The organism is Micromonospora sp. BS32 (genome assembly GCF_059089345.1).
The window spans coordinates 199,167-214,713 of sequence record NZ_JBSSHR010000004.1 but is presented as its reverse complement, the minus strand read 5'-3'; the positions used below and the strand labels follow the sequence as shown (position 1 = coordinate 214,713).

The 15,547-nt window shown below is 70.1% G+C and carries 16 protein-coding genes; 4 read left to right on the top strand and 12 right to left on the bottom strand.

What is annotated here, in order from left to right:
* Nucleotides 1-256: 256 nt before the first annotated feature.
* A complete protein-coding gene (locus AC5RWQ_RS08675; RefSeq protein WP_494282201.1) occupies nt 257-2,230 on the bottom strand; it encodes a potassium transporter Kup in 1,974 nt (657 codons plus the stop codon).
* A gap of 701 nt (nt 2,231-2,931) precedes the next feature.
* Here AC5RWQ_RS08675 and AC5RWQ_RS08670 point away from each other — a divergent pair.
* A complete protein-coding gene (locus tag AC5RWQ_RS08670; RefSeq protein ID WP_494282200.1) occupies nt 2,932-3,459 on the top strand; it encodes a hypothetical protein in 528 nt (175 codons plus the stop codon).
* Nucleotides 3,460-3,554: 95 nt separating this feature from the next.
* Here AC5RWQ_RS08670 and AC5RWQ_RS08665 read toward each other — a convergent pair whose 3' ends face one another.
* Entirely contained in the window at nt 3,555-3,935 is a 381-nt protein-coding gene (locus AC5RWQ_RS08665) for a site-specific integrase (RefSeq protein WP_494282199.1), read from the bottom strand.
* A 233-nt stretch (nt 3,936-4,168) separates the two neighbouring features.
* Here AC5RWQ_RS08665 and AC5RWQ_RS08660 point away from each other — a divergent pair, with 233 nt between their 5' ends.
* The gene (locus AC5RWQ_RS08660; protein ID WP_494282198.1) at nt 4,169-4,786 is read left to right on the top strand and encodes a DinB family protein; all 618 of its coding nucleotides are present in this window, start codon (nt 4,169-4,171) and stop codon (nt 4,784-4,786) included.
* A gap of 293 nt (nt 4,787-5,079) precedes the next feature.
* Here AC5RWQ_RS08660 and AC5RWQ_RS08655 read toward each other — a convergent pair whose 3' ends face one another.
* The 8 genes from AC5RWQ_RS08655 to AC5RWQ_RS08620 all read right to left on the bottom strand — a co-directional run bounded on the left by AC5RWQ_RS08655 (nt 5,080) and on the right by AC5RWQ_RS08620 (nt 10,780).
* Nucleotides 5,080-5,361 carry a hypothetical protein gene (locus AC5RWQ_RS08655; protein WP_494282197.1) on the bottom strand — a complete coding sequence of 94 codons (282 nt, stop codon included), beginning with the start codon at nt 5,359-5,361 and terminating at the stop codon, nt 5,080-5,082.
* Nucleotides 5,362-5,365: 4 nt separating this feature from the next.
* Nucleotides 5,366-6,460, bottom strand: a complete 1,095-nt coding sequence (locus tag AC5RWQ_RS08650) for a hypothetical protein (protein ID WP_494282196.1) — start codon at nt 6,458-6,460, stop codon at nt 5,366-5,368.
* A gap of 8 nt (nt 6,461-6,468) precedes the next feature.
* Nucleotides 6,469-6,735, bottom strand: a complete 267-nt coding sequence (locus AC5RWQ_RS08645; protein WP_494282195.1) for a hypothetical protein — start codon at nt 6,733-6,735, stop codon at nt 6,469-6,471.
* A 498-nt stretch (nt 6,736-7,233) separates the two neighbouring features.
* Entirely contained in the window at nt 7,234-7,713 is a 480-nt protein-coding gene (locus tag AC5RWQ_RS08640) for a hypothetical protein (protein WP_494282194.1), read from the bottom strand.
* Between the two features lie 153 nt (nt 7,714-7,866).
* A complete protein-coding gene (locus AC5RWQ_RS08635) occupies nt 7,867-9,240 on the bottom strand; it encodes a hypothetical protein (protein ID WP_494282193.1) in 1,374 nt (457 codons plus the stop codon).
* A complete protein-coding gene (locus AC5RWQ_RS08630) occupies nt 9,237-9,743 on the bottom strand; it encodes a SigE family RNA polymerase sigma factor (RefSeq protein WP_494282192.1) in 507 nt (168 codons plus the stop codon). The genes AC5RWQ_RS08635 and AC5RWQ_RS08630 overlap by 4 nt, the downstream gene beginning before the upstream one ends.
* Before the next feature lie 246 nt (nt 9,744-9,989).
* Nucleotides 9,990-10,463, bottom strand: a complete 474-nt coding sequence (locus AC5RWQ_RS08625) for an SRPBCC family protein (RefSeq protein WP_494282191.1) — start codon at nt 10,461-10,463, stop codon at nt 9,990-9,992.
* Entirely contained in the window at nt 10,460-10,780 is a 321-nt protein-coding gene (locus tag AC5RWQ_RS08620) for an ArsR/SmtB family transcription factor (protein ID WP_334488583.1), read from the bottom strand. Before AC5RWQ_RS08620 ends, AC5RWQ_RS08625 begins: the two co-directional genes overlap by 4 nt.
* Before the next feature lie 176 nt (nt 10,781-10,956).
* Between AC5RWQ_RS08620 and AC5RWQ_RS08615 the strand changes: the two genes are divergently transcribed.
* Nucleotides 10,957-12,744, top strand: a complete 1,788-nt coding sequence (locus AC5RWQ_RS08615; protein WP_494282190.1) for a pectate lyase-like domain-containing protein — start codon at nt 10,957-10,959, stop codon at nt 12,742-12,744.
* A 264-nt stretch (nt 12,745-13,008) separates the two neighbouring features.
* On the opposite strand, the gene AC5RWQ_RS08610 is transcribed toward AC5RWQ_RS08615, so the two are convergent.
* Together AC5RWQ_RS08610 and AC5RWQ_RS08605 are read right to left on the bottom strand one after the other, a co-directional pair.
* Nucleotides 13,009-13,605: an ATP-dependent Clp protease proteolytic subunit gene (locus tag AC5RWQ_RS08610; protein ID WP_494282189.1), complete on the bottom strand. Its 597-nt coding sequence runs from the start codon at nt 13,603-13,605 to the stop codon at nt 13,009-13,011.
* Nucleotides 13,606-13,738: 133 nt separating this feature from the next.
* Nucleotides 13,739-14,323: a helix-turn-helix domain-containing protein gene (locus tag AC5RWQ_RS08605; RefSeq protein ID WP_494282188.1), complete on the bottom strand. Its 585-nt coding sequence runs from the start codon at nt 14,321-14,323 to the stop codon at nt 13,739-13,741.
* 151 nt (nt 14,324-14,474) lie between these two features.
* Here AC5RWQ_RS08605 and AC5RWQ_RS08600 point away from each other — a divergent pair, with 151 nt between their 5' ends.
* Nucleotides 14,475-15,491, top strand: a complete 1,017-nt coding sequence (locus AC5RWQ_RS08600; protein ID WP_494282187.1) for a potassium channel family protein — start codon at nt 14,475-14,477, stop codon at nt 15,489-15,491.
* Nucleotides 15,492-15,547 lie beyond the last annotated feature (56 nt).

The following is a 15,547-nucleotide window of genomic DNA, read 5'->3' as shown; positions in this document are numbered from 1 at the left end:
TTGCGCTGTGACCGCCCGCGGAGCTTGTCAATCGGGTTGAACTCCAACTCTTCAAGCTCAACCGCGTACTGAAGCGCGTCGGGTGCCGTTCCCGCTGGTGACGAGGCAGCGGCTCCAAGTTCCGCTTCAACTCAACAACCCGCTGGCAGTTGCTCGCCATGAACTGCGAGCAGCTCCAAGCGCTGCGCGGGTGGTGGAGGCGCACTCGGTTCCTGTACGCGCGTCAGGCCGCCCGGCCCGGCTGATCGGGGCGGGTTCAGACGGAGACTTCGGCGCTGAGGACGATGGTGCGTTCCTCGGGCAGGTGAAGGAACTCGGTTTGGCTGGCGGCGTTGTGGGCGAGGGCAATGAACAGGCGTTTACGCCAGATGGCCATACCGGGGCTACGGGTGCAGCGCAGGGTGATCCTCGAGACGAAGTAGGAGACTTCGTCGTGGGCGATAACTTCGGCGAGGGGGTGGGTGGCGGCGTGGCGCAGGACCTCGGGGAAGTCGGTGGGGTCTTGGAAGCCGAAGACGGCGGTGATGTGGATGATGCCGTCGTTCGGGTCGCCGAGATCGTCGATGGTGAGGCGCTGGTCCCAGGGAATGTGCGGGACGTTGGCGGTGCGACCGGTGATGATCACAATTCTGTCGTGCCGAACGTGGTTGTGCGCGACGTTGGCGCGCAGCGCCAGAGGGGTGGTCTCCTTGTTGGGGTGGGGGAACACCGCGGTGCCCGGCACCCAGGGGATGTTCGTGGCGTGCAGGGTGTCGATGAAGTCGCGGAGCGGTCCTTCGCGTTCGGTCCGTCGGGCGGTGACCAGTTCGGCTCCGCGCCGCCACGTCAGCAGGGTGGTGAACAGGATGATCGCGATGAGCAGCGTCAGCCAGCCGCCGTGGGTGACCTTGGCCAGGTTCGCGGTGAAGAACGTCAGCTCGATGCTGCCGAAGACGACCCCGAACAGCACCAGCTGCCAGGTGGTCCAGTGCCACAGCGCCCGCGCGACGACGAGGAACAGGGTTGTGGTGATCAGGAATGTGCCGGTAACTGCCACCCCGTAGGCGGCGGCAAGGTTCGTGGATGAGCCGAACGCAAACGTCACTAGCAGGACTGCCGCGAACAGGCTCCAGTTCACTCCGGGGGCGTAGATCTGCCCGTACTCGTGGCGGGAGGTCTGTCGGATGCGCAGGTGCGGCAGGAAGCCCAGCCGCATGGCCTCCCGGGACACCGAGAACGCCCCGGATATCACCGCCTGGGACGCGATCACGGTGGCCACGGTGGCCAGGACGACCATCGGCAGCCGCGCCCAGTCTGGCAGGAGCAGGAAGAACGGATCAGACCGGCTGTCCGGCGTTCGTAGGATCAACGCGCCTTGCCCGAGATAGTTGAGGGTCAACGCGGGAAACACGATCGCGAACCAGGCCCGCCGGATCGGGGCACGGCCGAAGTGCCCCATGTCGGCGTAGAGCGCTTCGGCGCCGGTGATCGCCAGCACGACGGCGCCCATCGCGATGAACGCGATGACCGGGTGGTCCACGACGAACAGGACCGCATACGTCGGTGACAGCCCGGCCAGAACACTCGGGTGACGTATCACCTCGGCCGCGCCGGCAACGCCCAGACAGGCGAACCAGAGCACCATGATCGGCCCGAACACGGCCCCGACCCGTCCGGTGCCCCATCGCTGGATGGCGAACAGCAGGGTGAGGATCACCGCCGACACCGGCAGCACCACCACCGCCCACCGCGGGGAGATGACCTCAAGCCCTTCCACCGCCGACAACACCGAAATCGCCGGGGTGATCACACTGTCGCCGTAGAACAAGGCAGCACCCAGCGCCCCGAGCGTGAGAACGGTGGCGGCGCCCTTTTCGCCGGCCTTGAGCAGCGCCCTTCGGGCGAGGGCGGCCAGGGCCATCACCCCGCCCTCGCCGTCGTTGTCGGCCCGCAGGATGAAGATGACGTATTTGACCGACACGATCAGGATGATCGACCAGAAGACCCACGAGATCGCGCCGAACACGTCGGGGGCGTCCGGTGTCAGGCTGCGGTCGAGGGTGAAGACGGTCTTCAGCGCGTACAGCGGGCTCGTGCCGATGTCGCCGTACACGACACCCAACGCGCCCAGCAGCACTCCCAGGCCCGCCGTCGGGCGACCCGCCAGTGATGTCTGGGACGCCGTCCCACCATCCTCCGCCGGCTCCTTGCCGCCTACCGCAGACTGCTCGCTGTTCGCACGCTCCGCCACCCCACAGGCATACCAACCCGCACGCCGCTTGAACCCCAGACCTCCGAACTTTGGTCATGCCAGCTCTGAAGGGCAGAGCGCCGGAGGGGTCGGGCAACCGCGCCCGCGAGCTGGGCCAGGCCGTCGCCAGGCCGTCGGGCGCTGAACAACGCTGCCTAATGACGACAGGTGTCGACGGCCTCTGCCCAGGTTGCGGAGGGCCACTTCGCAGCGACCAGCAACCGCCGAATGGTCTTACCTGTAGTTGATGAACTGATGGCCCGCTACCTCTACCGGCAGCAATCTGCCCGACCGGTCGCCCAGAAACCACGCCTCTACCGCAGCCATCCCGCCATCGTGTCGCCTCCCGGCTCTGTGTGGCTGACATCCATGTCTGATATCAGCCGCTACGGCCGAGGGGCGGACCCTCGTGGACGCACAGGGGATCAAACGCGGACGGTAAAGACCTCCACGGATGCTAAGCCTCCTGCTGAAAGCGCCTTACAAGCGGAGGCCGGAAGTCCCGACTGAAGGCGCTCTTCGTGTGAGTCACTACCAGCTGGCGGCACCGGGACGTCCCGTCGTACCGCGAGCGATTCATCTGCGCGCAGCGTATCGATCGTTCGCACGGTTGACCGGTAGGCTCGCCCGGTCCACGCTCCCGCGCTGGGGCGCAACGTCTACGGTGGCGCACCGCGCCGCGTGTGCGGGTTAGGGGTGTGATGGCACGCAGGCTGAGCGCCGTCGGCGGCTCGGTGTTCCCGGATCATCACCAGTTCCTGGTGCTGGCGTGGAGTGCGGCTGGGGAGGACGCCGGCCGCACTCCGGCCACCGGAGCGGACCGCATCCCCTTCGTGCCCACGTTCACGTCCGGGCGGGTGCTGTACGCCGACCGAGGGGTCATGTACGTGGTGAGTGAGGCGGACCGGGTGTACGTGGAGCTGGAGGCGTGGGACGGCCGGCCCCCAGTCGATCCGGAGGCGGACGTGAGCGAGCAGGCCGAGGTCGAGCTGCCCACGGGTGGCGCCCGGGCATGGGCACTGCTGGCGCCGGCGGTCACGCCGGTGCTGCGGGTCGGCCCGCCGGGTCGGTACGCGGTGCGGGTGGATGTGTACCGACCCGGCGGGCCGGACGACCCGACGGACGAGAAGGCGTGGGACGACGAGGCGTCGGACGACGACGCGGGGTCCGAGACGGTGGTGGCGCGGTTTTGGCCGGTCTCGCACAAGGCGAGACGGGAACGGCCTTGATCTGCAAGATCCGGAACATGCGCGGAATGATCAAGCACATCGCTGGCGAGCCATTGCGCGTATGCCCTGGTAGGAGAAGAGTTGCGCAGCGAGCGCTACTCCCTTCCTAAACCGTGTCTCGCAGATTCGAATCCTGCCGGGGGCACCAGATCAGAGCCTTGATCAGCGATCACTGTTCCGCCTTCCGGGGCTTGCGTGCCCGATCGCTTTGCCGCCTTGGCTCTGTTCGCGTCCAGGTGCTGAGCAACCTCAGCGTCCCGCCCGTCGACCGCGCGGGCGTAGTGGCGGGTGGTCTGCACGACGAACGCCGGCACGGCCAGCTCCCGCCGCTGGTGGTTCTTCGGGGTGTCGATGACCGGGCCGCCGGGCAACTGCGCCACCGCCTGGGCAACGGTCACCCGGCCTGCCCGGATGTCGACGTGGCGGCGGCGCAGCGCGAGCGCTTCCCCGATCCGCAATCCGCCGTAGGCCAGCATGTGCCGTCCGTGCCCGGCGGCGCGGTGATCGCGACTGCGGCGCCGTCGTGGCGGCCGGGGCTCTGGACGACAACGTTGGTGGGGTCGTCAGCGGGTCATAGCCATTGCAAGAGCGAGGCGATCGTGACTGTGGCCTGGTATCTCGTCGGGTCTACTCTCGGTGCAGTTCGGCTCCGAGGCCGTGGGTTCGGAACGCCTGGTGCGGTTTGCTGGATGTTGGCACGATGTCCGCCATGACGATCTCCGACCCCAAGGCAGACCTGCTCGACTACCTGCAAGGGGCTCGCGGTGCGATGTTGTGGAAGCTCGACGGGCTGACCGAGTACGACGCCCGCCGCCCGCTGACGCCCACCGGGACCAACCTGCTGGGGCTGGTCAAGCATTTGGCACGTGGCGAGTTCGGGTACTTCGGCGAAACCTTCGGGCGTCCAAGTGGCGCCGTCGCGCCGTGGCCGGAGGGCGAGCAGGCTTGGGAGACGTGGGCACTGCCGACAGAGTCGCGCGAGTCCATCGTCGGTCTGTACCGCCAGGCCTGGGCGCATGCGGACGCGACGATCGAGGCGCTGCCGCTGGACGCGGTCGGCCGGGTGCCGTGGTGGGGCGATGGCGGCGAGGTGACGCTGCATCAGATCTTGGTCCATATGACTGCTGAGACGCAGCGCCATGCTGGTCATGCCGACATCGTCCGAGAGCTAATCGATGGCGCGGTCGGCCTTCTCAGCACGTCGACCAATATGCCGCCGTCGGATGCGGCGACATGGGCCGCCCATCGAGACATGGTGGAGCGGAATGCGCAGGAGGCCGCCCGACAACGGCCAGGGCCTACGCGCTCACCTGCGGCCACCGCATGATCTTCAGTCTTCACACACCGATGATCAGCGGTGGTCGCACCCGTTTCCCCACCAGCCCCCGCCAGCAAGCTCACGATCTACGGCTGGAGTACTAGGCAGGCGAGCGGTCCGCATCCAGTCCGCAAGAGGTTCAGCCGCTCCCGGGTGCGGATGTTCCCGGGCGACTTGATGGTGTGCTGAAGGTTCCCGCTTCATGAGGGCCGTCCGCCGAACTGCCACGCGGACAGTCGACCGAGGTCGCATACGCGGACAGATCCCGCCGGACGAAGCGCCTAGAACTTGTAGGCGAGACGTCAGGCCCGTGTCGTGCCGTCGGAGGCGAGCGAGGCAAGGTCGTCACGCTCCTGTGTCGTCATCTCCTGGTATGCCTTCCAGAAGGTTCGGAAGGGTTGGGTCAGTTCGTCGCTGTAGGTGGTGCTGGCGACGGCCTGGCGGAGGCTGAGTTGGCCGTCCTGGACGGCGGCGGCCATCTCGCGCAGGAGTGGGTTGTTGCTGCGGCCGAGCTGGTTGAGGGCGTGTCGCAGCGCGTCAGCGCGTCTTTCGTTCCCGCCGGTGATGTCGTCCCGGTCGTCCATGGCGTCAGGCCTTTGCTCCGGCGAGGGGGTGGTCGTACCGGCCGCCGTCGGGCAGCGCGGGGAGGGCGACGGCGTCGAGGTCGCTGAGCTCGCGGTTGAGGATGGCGCGGAAGACGAGGACGGCTGCGGCGATCTGCTGGCAGAGCTTGGTGGCTTCGCCCCAGAGCCGGAACAGGTTGGCGACCTCGGCGGCGGCCAGGCCGTAACCGACGACGGCGCCGACGCCGGTCTCGCTGGTCACGGTGCCGGCGGCGGCGGCTACGCCGGCGATGATGGCGCCGTCGATGAGGCTCTTGACGACGCCGCCGAGGGCTTCGCCGGCGGACCAGACGGCGTCGGCCATGTCGAGGTACGCCTTGCTGATGTTGCCCAAGGGTGTGTGAAGGTCGGCGACGGCGTTGGCGGTGGTGGTGAAGTACCGGAAGGCTCCGTCGCCGGCGACGCCCTGCCAGAGCGGGTGCAGGGTGCTGGTACCGGACTGGATGTTGTAGGCCAGGTCGTGCAGGGCTCGGCCGATGTTGTCCACGACGGGTGCCATCTTGGCGAGGGCTTCCCAGTCGCCGGAGACCTTGTTCTGGATCTCGCCGACGGGGTTGAAGCCGAAGACGTGGTCGAAGACCTCGTTGACCCAGGAAGCGGGGCTGAGGTAGTCCATCCAGCCCAGCGCGTTCGACGGGTTCTTTGCCTCGCCTGGGACGTCGAGGTGGCCCCGGACGTCACGGGGGTCGATGAAGTTCGCCGGGGCGCAGGGATTGTTCGCCAACTCCAGTTCGAGCGCAGTGATGCAGCGGTCGACCGCGGCGGGCAGCGTGCGATCGAGGCGGTCAGCGGCGGCGAGGTCGGTCGTGCGGTAGTAGCCCGCGCTGGCCCGCAGCTCAGGGGCGGAGTTCTCCAGCAGGCAAGCGAGCCGGTTGAGGGTGCCGTTGATGACCTCGACGGCGTGCTCGTGTGCGGCCTTGGCGATGCGCAGCTGCTCACCGCCGGTCGCCACGTCGGCGTACCGGTTGAGGTAGCTGCGGATCTCCCACACATCGCCGGTAGCGCGGTCGACCTGACGTGCGAAGCCGACCACCGCGTCGGGCTCGACGAACAGCGTCATCTCGCCGCCTAGTCCACCAGGAAGATGCCGGCCAGACCGGCGACGGCGAGGATGACGGCGGCAGCGAGTACGTAGAGGCGAGCACGCGCCTCCCGCACGACGTAGGTGCACAGGCCGAGCGCTCCACCCAGGATCGAGGCGGCGTACCACGGCAGGTTCGCGGGGGTGACTTCACCGATGAAGATCATCCAGACGGCGATGACGGCGAAGAAGATGGTCGCGTAGGCGATCGTCTGCCGCAGGTTCCGATAGGCCGTCGTCTGCAACCTCGCCACGGACTCGCGGTAGACCTCCGCCGCCTCGGCGCGTTCTTCTTCGGCGCCCCGCCGCCGGCGGTCTCGGCTACCGGTCCTTCGCCCCCGACTCATGCCGGCGAAGATACCAACGACAGTCATGCCACGCTGCCCTCGGTGACTGTCAGCGACGGAAGGCTGAGTCGGTCGGCCGACGGCGACGCCCAGAATTCCTAAACCGTGTGTTACCGGCCGGACGATCACAATGATTCGGTGAGGCTGCGACGACGACCGAAGTGGTATGGCGACTGTCCCGACTGTGGGCATGGCTGGCGCGAGCACATCCCGCCGGAGTCGTGCAGCGAGTGCCAGTACGGGATCGAGCACGAGGAGCGGGAAGCTCGGGCCGTCCCATGCACCGCGACGGCCCCACCGCCTCCCGGCCGTCGATGACAGCTGCAAGGCGCGGGGCTGCGGACCCCGCCAGACAGGGCGCCCCAGAACTTGTGAGCGAGACGTCGACAGGGCTAATTCGCTCGCTCAGAGTTGCTGCGGATGCCGCCGCAGCCTGATCCGATACGTCTGCAGCGCCGCGGCTGCGGCGGCGACCAGCAGGACTGCCAGAGCCGGCCCGCCAAACATGATCGTCAGGCCCGCTCCGATGTTGGCGCCGATGCCCCGGGCAGTCAGCACCCGCCAGGCGAAGCCAACGACGGCGCCGGCCCCGACCAGCGGCAGCAGCACCGGCCACCACCGGGAGTCGAGACGGCGGGTGGCGGTGCCCCGAACCAGTAGGCCGAGCGCACCGATGGTGCTGATGCACGCCAGGACGCCGACGGTCCGGTCTCCAACGGGGCCACGGCTGAGCGGCCGGAACGCGTAGTCGAGTTCGACGCCCTGGGCGGCGAGTTGCCGTGCCGCTTCGTTGGTCAGATCGCCGGTGAGCCACCAGGATGCAACCGGCACCGCCAGGATCAAGACGAGCATTGCGACGGGGAGCACCGTGGAGCGTAGCTTCATGTGTTGATACCTCTCCCCGCACACCTGCTTCTCTGGGTGATGGAGAGTCTGCGGCCATGCCTGGAGTGAGGCATGAGCACCGGTACTCAACGACCAGTACCAGCCGGTTCGAATCCTGTCGGCCACCTCGAAGATCAGGTGGCTGAGGAGCGGCTATTCCACTCTCGGTCGTCGGGGATGCGTTGACGGACGTGTCCGGCGCCGCAGCAGCAACGCGGCGCCGAGGACGACCACGCCGATGACGGCGTTCGCGAGCATCGGCCAGGGACCGCGCTGCGGGCGACCGGCGTTCCGGACGGTCAGGTCGGGCAGCAGACCGGCGGCGAGGTGCAAGTCCGCCAGCTGGCAGCTCTGGGTGCCGAGTTCGCAGGTACGACCGGTGTCGAAGTGGGACAGGGTCCGCCGGGTGCCGGCGCCGAGCTGCACCTCGACGAACGAAGCGTGACCTGCGGCGTTGATGGTCGCGACGATCACGCTGCCCGGCGAGCGCCAGCCGAGCAGTTGCACGACGTCCGGGACCGGCGCCGGTGGCGTGCCGGCGCCCGTGAGAGGCACGAATTCCACGTTGCCGACCTTCCACAGGAAGGTGCCGTGGCCGGTGTCGCCGCCGGTGGTGCCGTTGAAGGGCCCGTCCGAGAGCCATGGCACGGTGCCGAGGAACCGGCCGTCCGGTGACCAGCCGACGTCGGCGGCCAGCTCGCGTCCCCTCGGGATGGGGATGCTGCCGTACTCGCGGCCGTCGAGGTCGATGAGGTGGGCCGTCTGGCCGACCTGGACGGCGAGCCGGCGACTGTCTGGCGCGAACGCCGCCGTCCACGCCGGTTTGATCGCCGGCACCTCGGTGCTGCGTCCGCTTGCCAGGTCGAGCAGCCGCAGCGTACCGGTGCGGGCCACCTCGGCCTCGACGAAGTTGACGCTGCCGAACTCACCGGAGCCGGTGAGGGGCGCGGCGCTGTACGCGACGTGGCGGCCGTCGGGGGACCAGGCCAGCAGCCGCACGCCGACCGGGCCGCCAAGCGGGATCGATCGGCGCTTGCCGGTGGTCAGGTCGACGAGGATCAGGTCACCGGCCGCGCCGCGTTCGTCGCCGAGCAGCACGCGGGTGCCGTCCGGGGCGAGCAGCGCCGACGGGCGGTTCCGCTCCGCCATGGCGTCGACGCGCCGGTACGTGTCCCCGTCGGCCCCGACGACCAGCGGCTGGAACATGTTGAAGGTCTCGCCGTTGCCGTAGACGTAGAGAGCGATCGCGCGGCCGGGCGGAGCCGTCGTGACGGTGCTGGTGAGTGTCGAGTACCCGGCGAAACGGTCCGGCAGGCCGGGCTTCGTCGACGGGGCTGCTGGCTGGCCGGGAAGCTGGACGCCGGGCACGACCAGAACGGCCAGCAGCAGCACGACGACTGCCCAGACCGCGGCGGTGCCGATCCGATGGCGCCGAACCGACTGGCGACCCCGGGTGAGCACGGTGTCCAGGTAGCCGGGCGGCAACGGCGGCGGATCGTCCGGCAGGGTGGCGAACAGTTCTCTCATGGTGTGTCCGACCCTCCCGGCACGTAGTTCGGCAGTAGGCGGCGCAACGCCGCGATGGCGTACGAGGTCTGGCTCTTGACGGTTCCGGTCGAGCAGCCCAGCGCTGCCGCGACCTGCGCGACGTCGAGGTCCTCCCAGTAGCGCAGGACCAGGACCGCGCGCTGCCCGGGGGACAGCTTCGTGAGAGCAGCCAGCAGGTCGACGCGGTGTTCGGCACCGGCCAGCGGCACCGTCGAGGGTCCGATCACGTCGGCCACGGGCCGGACCCGGCGGGTCCAGGACCGATCCCGCTCGGCCAGGTAGGCGTGGACCAGCATCGCCCGCACGTAGGCGTCGACCGAGTCCGCTGCCGACGCCTTCCGCCAATGCCGGTACAGCGCGACGAGGCACTCCTGCACCAGGTCGTCAGCCGCCGACCACTGCCCGCACAGTCGGTACGCCAGCCGTCGCAGCCACGGCATGCGTGCCTGGACGTACTCGACGTACTCTCGTTCACTCCGCACCCGGCCTCCCATCAACACAATGAGTGGCCCGAGACCCGATTCGGTTGTGGCGGGTTGTGATCGAAGTCGCGTCGTCGCATCCAAGCTGATCCAGCCAAGCCGATCCGAGCACCGGCGACGTCGTCTCCGAGGGGCACTGGAAGCTGTTCTGCTCCTAAGCCCGTACGCGACGTGGCGCGTCTGCCGGTGAGCGCGCGGCGCGGCCGGTCGGGTGGTGGTCCCGGCCGGCCCCGCGCCGCGACCCGGTCAGACGGTCGTCACGTACCGCCGCAGCCCGGCGGGCCAGCCCCCTTCGCTGGCGACCGCGTCCCGGACGCCCTCCCAGCCGGGCCCGTGCGCGTCGAGCCGGTCGTGGACCAGGTCGACCCGGGTGCCGGTGTCGGTGGGGGTGAAGGTGACGGTGACCCGGCTGCCGGTGGCGTCCGGCGGCGGGACCTTCCAGTCGGGGCCGATCAGCCAGGCGAAGGCGAAGGTGCGCGGCGGGTCCCAGGTGAGGACCCGGCCCCAGGTGCAGACCTCGCCGGCGTCGTTCTCCTCCCAGAGCCGCCCGCCGACCTGCGGGTCGACGCCGATCTGCTTGAGTTCGCCGGGCAGGAGGTGGTGTGAGCGTTCCCACCAGCGGTCCATCCCGGTGGTGAAGACGGTGAAGGCGTGCTCGGGCGGCGCGGCGACCTCGGCGCTGTTGCGCACGACGGTCGGGTCGGTGGTCTCTGTGGTCATGGTTTCTCCTCGGTCGGTTGCTCCGCGGCCCGCGCGAACGCGGTCAGCGCGTGGTTCCAGAACTGGTCGAAGTAGCCGCGTACGGCGGCCAGACCCTGCGGGTCGAGCGCGTACACGCGGCGGGTGCCCACGGCGGTGGACGAGACGAGTCGGGCTTCCTTGAGGACCTTGAGGTGTTGCGAGACCGCGGGACGGCTGACCGGTAGGTCGGCCGCGATCTCGGCGACGGAACGTGGACCGGCGGCGAGGAGTTCGAAGATGGACCGCCGGGTCGCGTCGCCCAGGGCGTCCAACATCCGCCCTTGGTAAGTGGCCACGAACGGTAAGTCTAGGCTTTCCAATCCGCCTGTCAAGGGAATCGCCCTCTGGCGCGATCGGCCGCGGCGGGGTAGAAACAGCTCATTCCCCTGTTCACGTCCGCCGGGATGTCCGCCGCGCCGGCAAGAGAGCGCTCTCTAAACGCACGGACAGACCACCACCGACAGGTAGGCCCATGACTTCCGATCTCCACCCGTCCCGCCGGCAACTCCTCGCCCTGGCGGCCGGCACCGTCGCCGCCGCCGGCCTCGCCCCCACCGCCGCCTCCGCCGCGCCCGCTCGCGCCGAGGAGCGCGACGAGGAGGCCGACTTCGGCCCGAACGTCTACGTCTACGACCCGAACACCCCCGCCGCCGAGATCCAGTCCACCGTGGACCGGCTCTTCGCCCGGCAGGAACACAACGAGATGGGCACCGACCGGTACGCGGTGCTCTTCAAGCCCGGCCGGTACGAGGTGAACGCCCGGCTGGGCTACTACACGACGGTGGCGGGGCTCGGCGCGCACCCGGACGACGTCGAGATCCACGGCGCGGTCCGGGTGGTCGGCCAGCCCGACCCGAACTCCCCGGCCGGCATCTCCGCACTGACCAACTTCTGGCGCTCGGCCGAGAACCTGGCGATCAGCCCCACCGACTGGTCGAACCAGTGGGCCGTCTCCCAGGCGTCCCCGATGCGGCGGGTGCACGTCAAGGGCATCCTCTGGCTGGAGCCGGGCAACGGCGGCTACTCCAGCGGCGGCTTCATCGCCGACTCCCTGGTGGACGGCATCACCATCAACGGCTCCCAGCAGCAGTGGCTGACCCGCGACAGCGAGCTGCGCGGCGACTGGACCAACGGAGTCTGGAACCAGGTCTTCTCCGGGGTCCTCGGCGCCCCCGCCCAGGGCTTCCCGAACCCGCCGTACACCACCCTGCCGACCAGCCCGGTCGTCCGGGAGAAGCCGTACCTCTTCGTCGACGCCGCCGGGCGCTGGCGGGTCGCCGTGCCGGCGCTGCGTCGGGACACCGCCGGCACCACCTGGGCGTCGGGCGCGCGCGCCACGCGCTCGCTGCCGCTGCGCGACTTCTTCATCGCCCGCCCCGACCACGACGCCCAGACGATCAACCGGGAGCTGGCCTGCGGGAAGCACCTGCTGCTCACCCCGGGCGTCTACCGCCTCGACCGGGCGCTGCGGGTGATCAACCCGGGCACCGTGGTGCTCGGCCTCGGCATGCCGAGTCTCGCCCCGACCACCGGCGACGCCGCGCTGCGGGTCGCCGACGTCGACGGGGTACGGATCGCCGGCGTGCTGGTCGACGCCGGCGAGCGCGAGTCGGAGGTGCTGGTCGAGATCGGCGACCCGCACTGCGGGCGCGACCACGCCGCCGACCCGATCTCGGTGCAGGACGTCTTCTTCCGCATCGGCGGCCCCTGGGTCGGACGGGCCCGGGCCAGCCTGGTGGTGAACAGCAACCACACGCTGATCGACAACGTCTGGGCGTGGCGCGGCGACCACGGCAACGGCATTGGCTGGACGGCCAACACCGCCGACACCGGCGTCGTCGTCAACGGCGACGACGTGACCGCGTACGGGCTCTTCGTCGAGCACTACCAGCGGTACCAGACGATCTGGAACGGTGAGCGCGGCCGGACCGTCTTCTACCAGAGCGAGCTGCCGTACGACCCGCCGAGCCAGGCCGCTTGGAGCAGCCCGACCGGGAAGGGCTGGGCGTCGTACAAGGTGGACGATCGGGTGCGCGGGCACGAGGCCTGGGGGCTGGGCGTCTACTCGTACTTCAACCAGGGCGTCGACATCCGCTGCGACCGGGCGATCGAGGTGCCGCGTCGGCCCGACGTGCGCTTCCACGACATGGTCACCGTCTTCCTCGACGGCAGCGGCGGCATCGAGCGGACCATCAACGAGGCCGGTGTCCCGGTGATCGGCAGCTACGGCACCAGCCCGGTGGTCAACTATCCGGCCTGAGCTCTGCACCCCGCCGGTCGCCGTGCACGATGGACGGCGGCCGGCGGGACCCGAATGTAACAAGAATTCGTCGGAAAGCGCTCCGCCCCTGTTACGGAGCGCGCTGGCGCGGTGGCGCATAGGCTCCGACGTATATCGAGGGCGTGCAGCTCACGGGGGGCCGTGACCAGGTCGGACGCGATCGAGGGGGCGCGTCCGGCCCTGGCCCGTGCCCGCCCCGGCGGCGCGCCGACGCGCACGACATCGCGGTGTCGACTTCTGCGGTCACACCCCGAGCTGGTCCGCCCGGCTGATCACCTCGTCGATCAGGCCGTAGTCGCGGGCCTGCTCGGCGGTGAACCAGCGGTCCCGGTCCCAGTCGCGCTGGATCTCCTCCAGCGTTCGTCCACTGTGCTCGGCGGTCAGCTCCTGCATCGTCCGCTTCACGTGCAGCATGTTCTCGGCCTGGATGGTGACGTCGGCGGCCGTGCCGCCCATCCCGCCGGAGGGCTGGTGCATCATGACCCGCGAGTGGGGCAGCGCGAAGCGCTTCCCGGCCGCCCCGGCGCAAAGCAGGAACTGCCCCATCGAGCCGGCGAAGCCGAGGGCCAGGGTCGCCACGTCGTTCTTCACGTACCGCATGGTGTCGTAGACGGCCATCCCCGCGCTCACCGAGCCGCCCGGCGAGTTGATGTAGAGGTAGATGTCCCGCTCGGGGTCCTCCGCGGCGAGCAGCAGGATCTGCGCGCAGATCTGGTTCGCCGAGGCGTCGGTGACCTCGGTGCCGAGGAAGACGATCCGCTCCCGCAGCAGCCGCTCGAACACCTGGTCACCGAAGGTCGGCTGGCCGCCGTCCAGCATCCGTACGTCGTACCCGATCATCGTGACCGCCCTCCACCCACCGGCGGGCGACGGGAGCGCCCGGGGGACCGGCGCCTCCAGCCTGCGCCGGCCGTGGCGGGCCGCCCCAGCCTTTCTGCCGGCGGCAGATCCGCCGTGGGCAGAACCGGCCGGCCTACCCGGCGGTCAGCCGCCGCCGGCCCGCCCGGGCCCGGCGCCGGGCCAACACCCGGGAGGTACGCGGACCGGGGCGCCCGGCCGGCGCGGAGGCGAACAGCCGGACCCGCAGGCCCGCCCCGCCCACGGTCGACCCGACCGGCGACGCGGGGCCGCCGACGTGCAGGATCGGCCCGCCCAGCCGCAGCATCGGCCCGGCCGGGTGTCGGACGGCCGGCGCGGCGGCCACCGGCGGCGTCGCGCCGGCCGGCTGGAAGCCGATCCGGACGCTCGGACCACCCTCGCTGCGGGCGGCGGGCACCCGGTCCAGCCGGGCCAGCGCCGCCCGGGGCGCGGTGGGGATTCGCGGCTCCATCCGGCGCAGGTCGTCGCGGGCCTCCTCGAGCAGGTCGGATAGGTTGATCCCGAGGGCGCGGCAGATCGCCGCGAGCACCTCCGAGGAGGCCTCCTTGCGCCCGCGCTCCACCTCGGAGAGGTAAGGCAGCGAGACACCGGCGGCCTCGGCCACCTCGCGCAGCGTGCGGCCCTGCCGCAGGCGTACCCGACGCAGCACCCCACCGATCACCCGGCGCAGCAGCGACATGCGGGCCTCCTCGCGGTCGGCGTCGGTGGACCTCCCCATCATGCCCCGTCCGGGGCCGGGTCACCGTCCCGGTCGCCACCCCGGGGTGCGGATCACCCGCCAACCGCTATGTTGTGGGCGTGCAGGCGACCCGGGGGAAGCAGGACCAACGGTGATCCATTTCCCGGCGCAGCGGCGCGGTCCGCTGAGCGCGCTGAGCATCCGCCTGGCCGCCGCCCTGGGCCTGGTGGTCCTCACCGTCGCGGTGGTCTACCTCGACCGAGGCGGCTACCGCGACGTCGACGAGAACGGGCTGACCCTGCTCGACTGCGCCTACTACGCGGTGGTCACCCTCTCCACCACCGGCTACGGCGACATCACGCCTTTCGCGCAGTCCGCGCGGCTGGTCAACGTCCTGTTCATCACCCCCGCCCGGGTGCTCTTCCTGATCATCCTGGTCGGCACCACCCTGGAAGTCCTGACCGAGCAGTACCGGACCGGCCGTCGCCTGGTGCGGTGGAGGAGAACCGTGAAGGACCACGTCATCATCTGCGGCTACGGCACCAAGGGCCGCAGCGCGGTCTCCGCCCTGCTGGAGAACGGCCTGGACAAGTCGCGCATCGTGGTGGTGGAGCGCAGCGGCACCGCCCTGCGGCAGGCCACCTCGGCCGGGCTGGTCGCCATCGAGGGCTCGGCCACCCGCTCATCGGTGCTGGAGGAGGCGCACGTCCGCAACGCCAAGGCGGTGATCATCGCGACCGACAGCGACGACGCCTCGGTCCTGGTCGCGCTCACCGCCCGGCAGCTCACCGCCGGCCAGGTCCGGATCATCGCGGCGGTCCGCGAGGCGGAGAACGCCCCGCTGCTGCGGCAGAGCGGCGCGCACCACGTGATCGTCTCGTCGGCCACCGCGGGCCGGCTGCTCGGTCTCTCCACCTCGGCGCCGCCGCTGATCGACGTGGTGGAGGATCTGCTCACCCCGGGTCAGGGCATGGCGCTGGCGATGCGCTCGGCCGACCGGCACGAGGTGGGCAAGTCCCCGCGCGAGCTGGAGTCGCTGGTCATCGCCCTGGTCCGCCGGGGCAAGGTGGTCAGCCTCGCCGACAAGGCCGGCGCGGTGATCGAGACCGGCGACATGCTCGTCCACGTCCGCGACGACCGCCCCAATCCCACCAACACCACCCACTGACGCCCCCACCCCCTCCGGCCCGGACGCGGCTCTCTCGGTGAATCTGCGTGGATCTT

Coding starts and splice junctions, on each gene's coding strand:
- AC5RWQ_RS08670 (WP_494282200.1), top strand. CDS start 2,932: ATGGCACGCAGGCTGAGCGCCGTCGGCGGCTCGGTGTTCCCGGATCAT.
- AC5RWQ_RS08665 (WP_494282199.1), bottom strand. CDS start 3,935: ATGCTGGCCTACGGCGGATTGCGGATCGGGGAAGCGCTCGCGCTGCGC.
- AC5RWQ_RS08660 (WP_494282198.1), top strand. CDS start 4,169: ATGACGATCTCCGACCCCAAGGCAGACCTGCTCGACTACCTGCAAGGG.
- AC5RWQ_RS08655 (WP_494282197.1), bottom strand. CDS start 5,361: ATGGACGACCGGGACGACATCACCGGCGGGAACGAAAGACGCGCTGAC.
- AC5RWQ_RS08650 (WP_494282196.1), bottom strand. CDS start 6,460: ATGACGCTGTTCGTCGAGCCCGACGCGGTGGTCGGCTTCGCACGTCAG.
- AC5RWQ_RS08640 (WP_494282194.1), bottom strand. CDS start 7,713: ATGAAGCTACGCTCCACGGTGCTCCCCGTCGCAATGCTCGTCTTGATC.
- AC5RWQ_RS08635 (WP_494282193.1), bottom strand. CDS start 9,240: ATGAGAGAACTGTTCGCCACCCTGCCGGACGATCCGCCGCCGTTGCCG.
- AC5RWQ_RS08625 (WP_494282191.1), bottom strand. CDS start 10,463: ATGACCACAGAGACCACCGACCCGACCGTCGTGCGCAACAGCGCCGAG.
- AC5RWQ_RS08615 (WP_494282190.1), top strand. CDS start 10,957: ATGACTTCCGATCTCCACCCGTCCCGCCGGCAACTCCTCGCCCTGGCG.
- AC5RWQ_RS08610 (WP_494282189.1), bottom strand. CDS start 13,605: ATGATCGGGTACGACGTACGGATGCTGGACGGCGGCCAGCCGACCTTC.
- AC5RWQ_RS08605 (WP_494282188.1), bottom strand. CDS start 14,323: ATGTCGCTGCTGCGCCGGGTGATCGGTGGGGTGCTGCGTCGGGTACGC.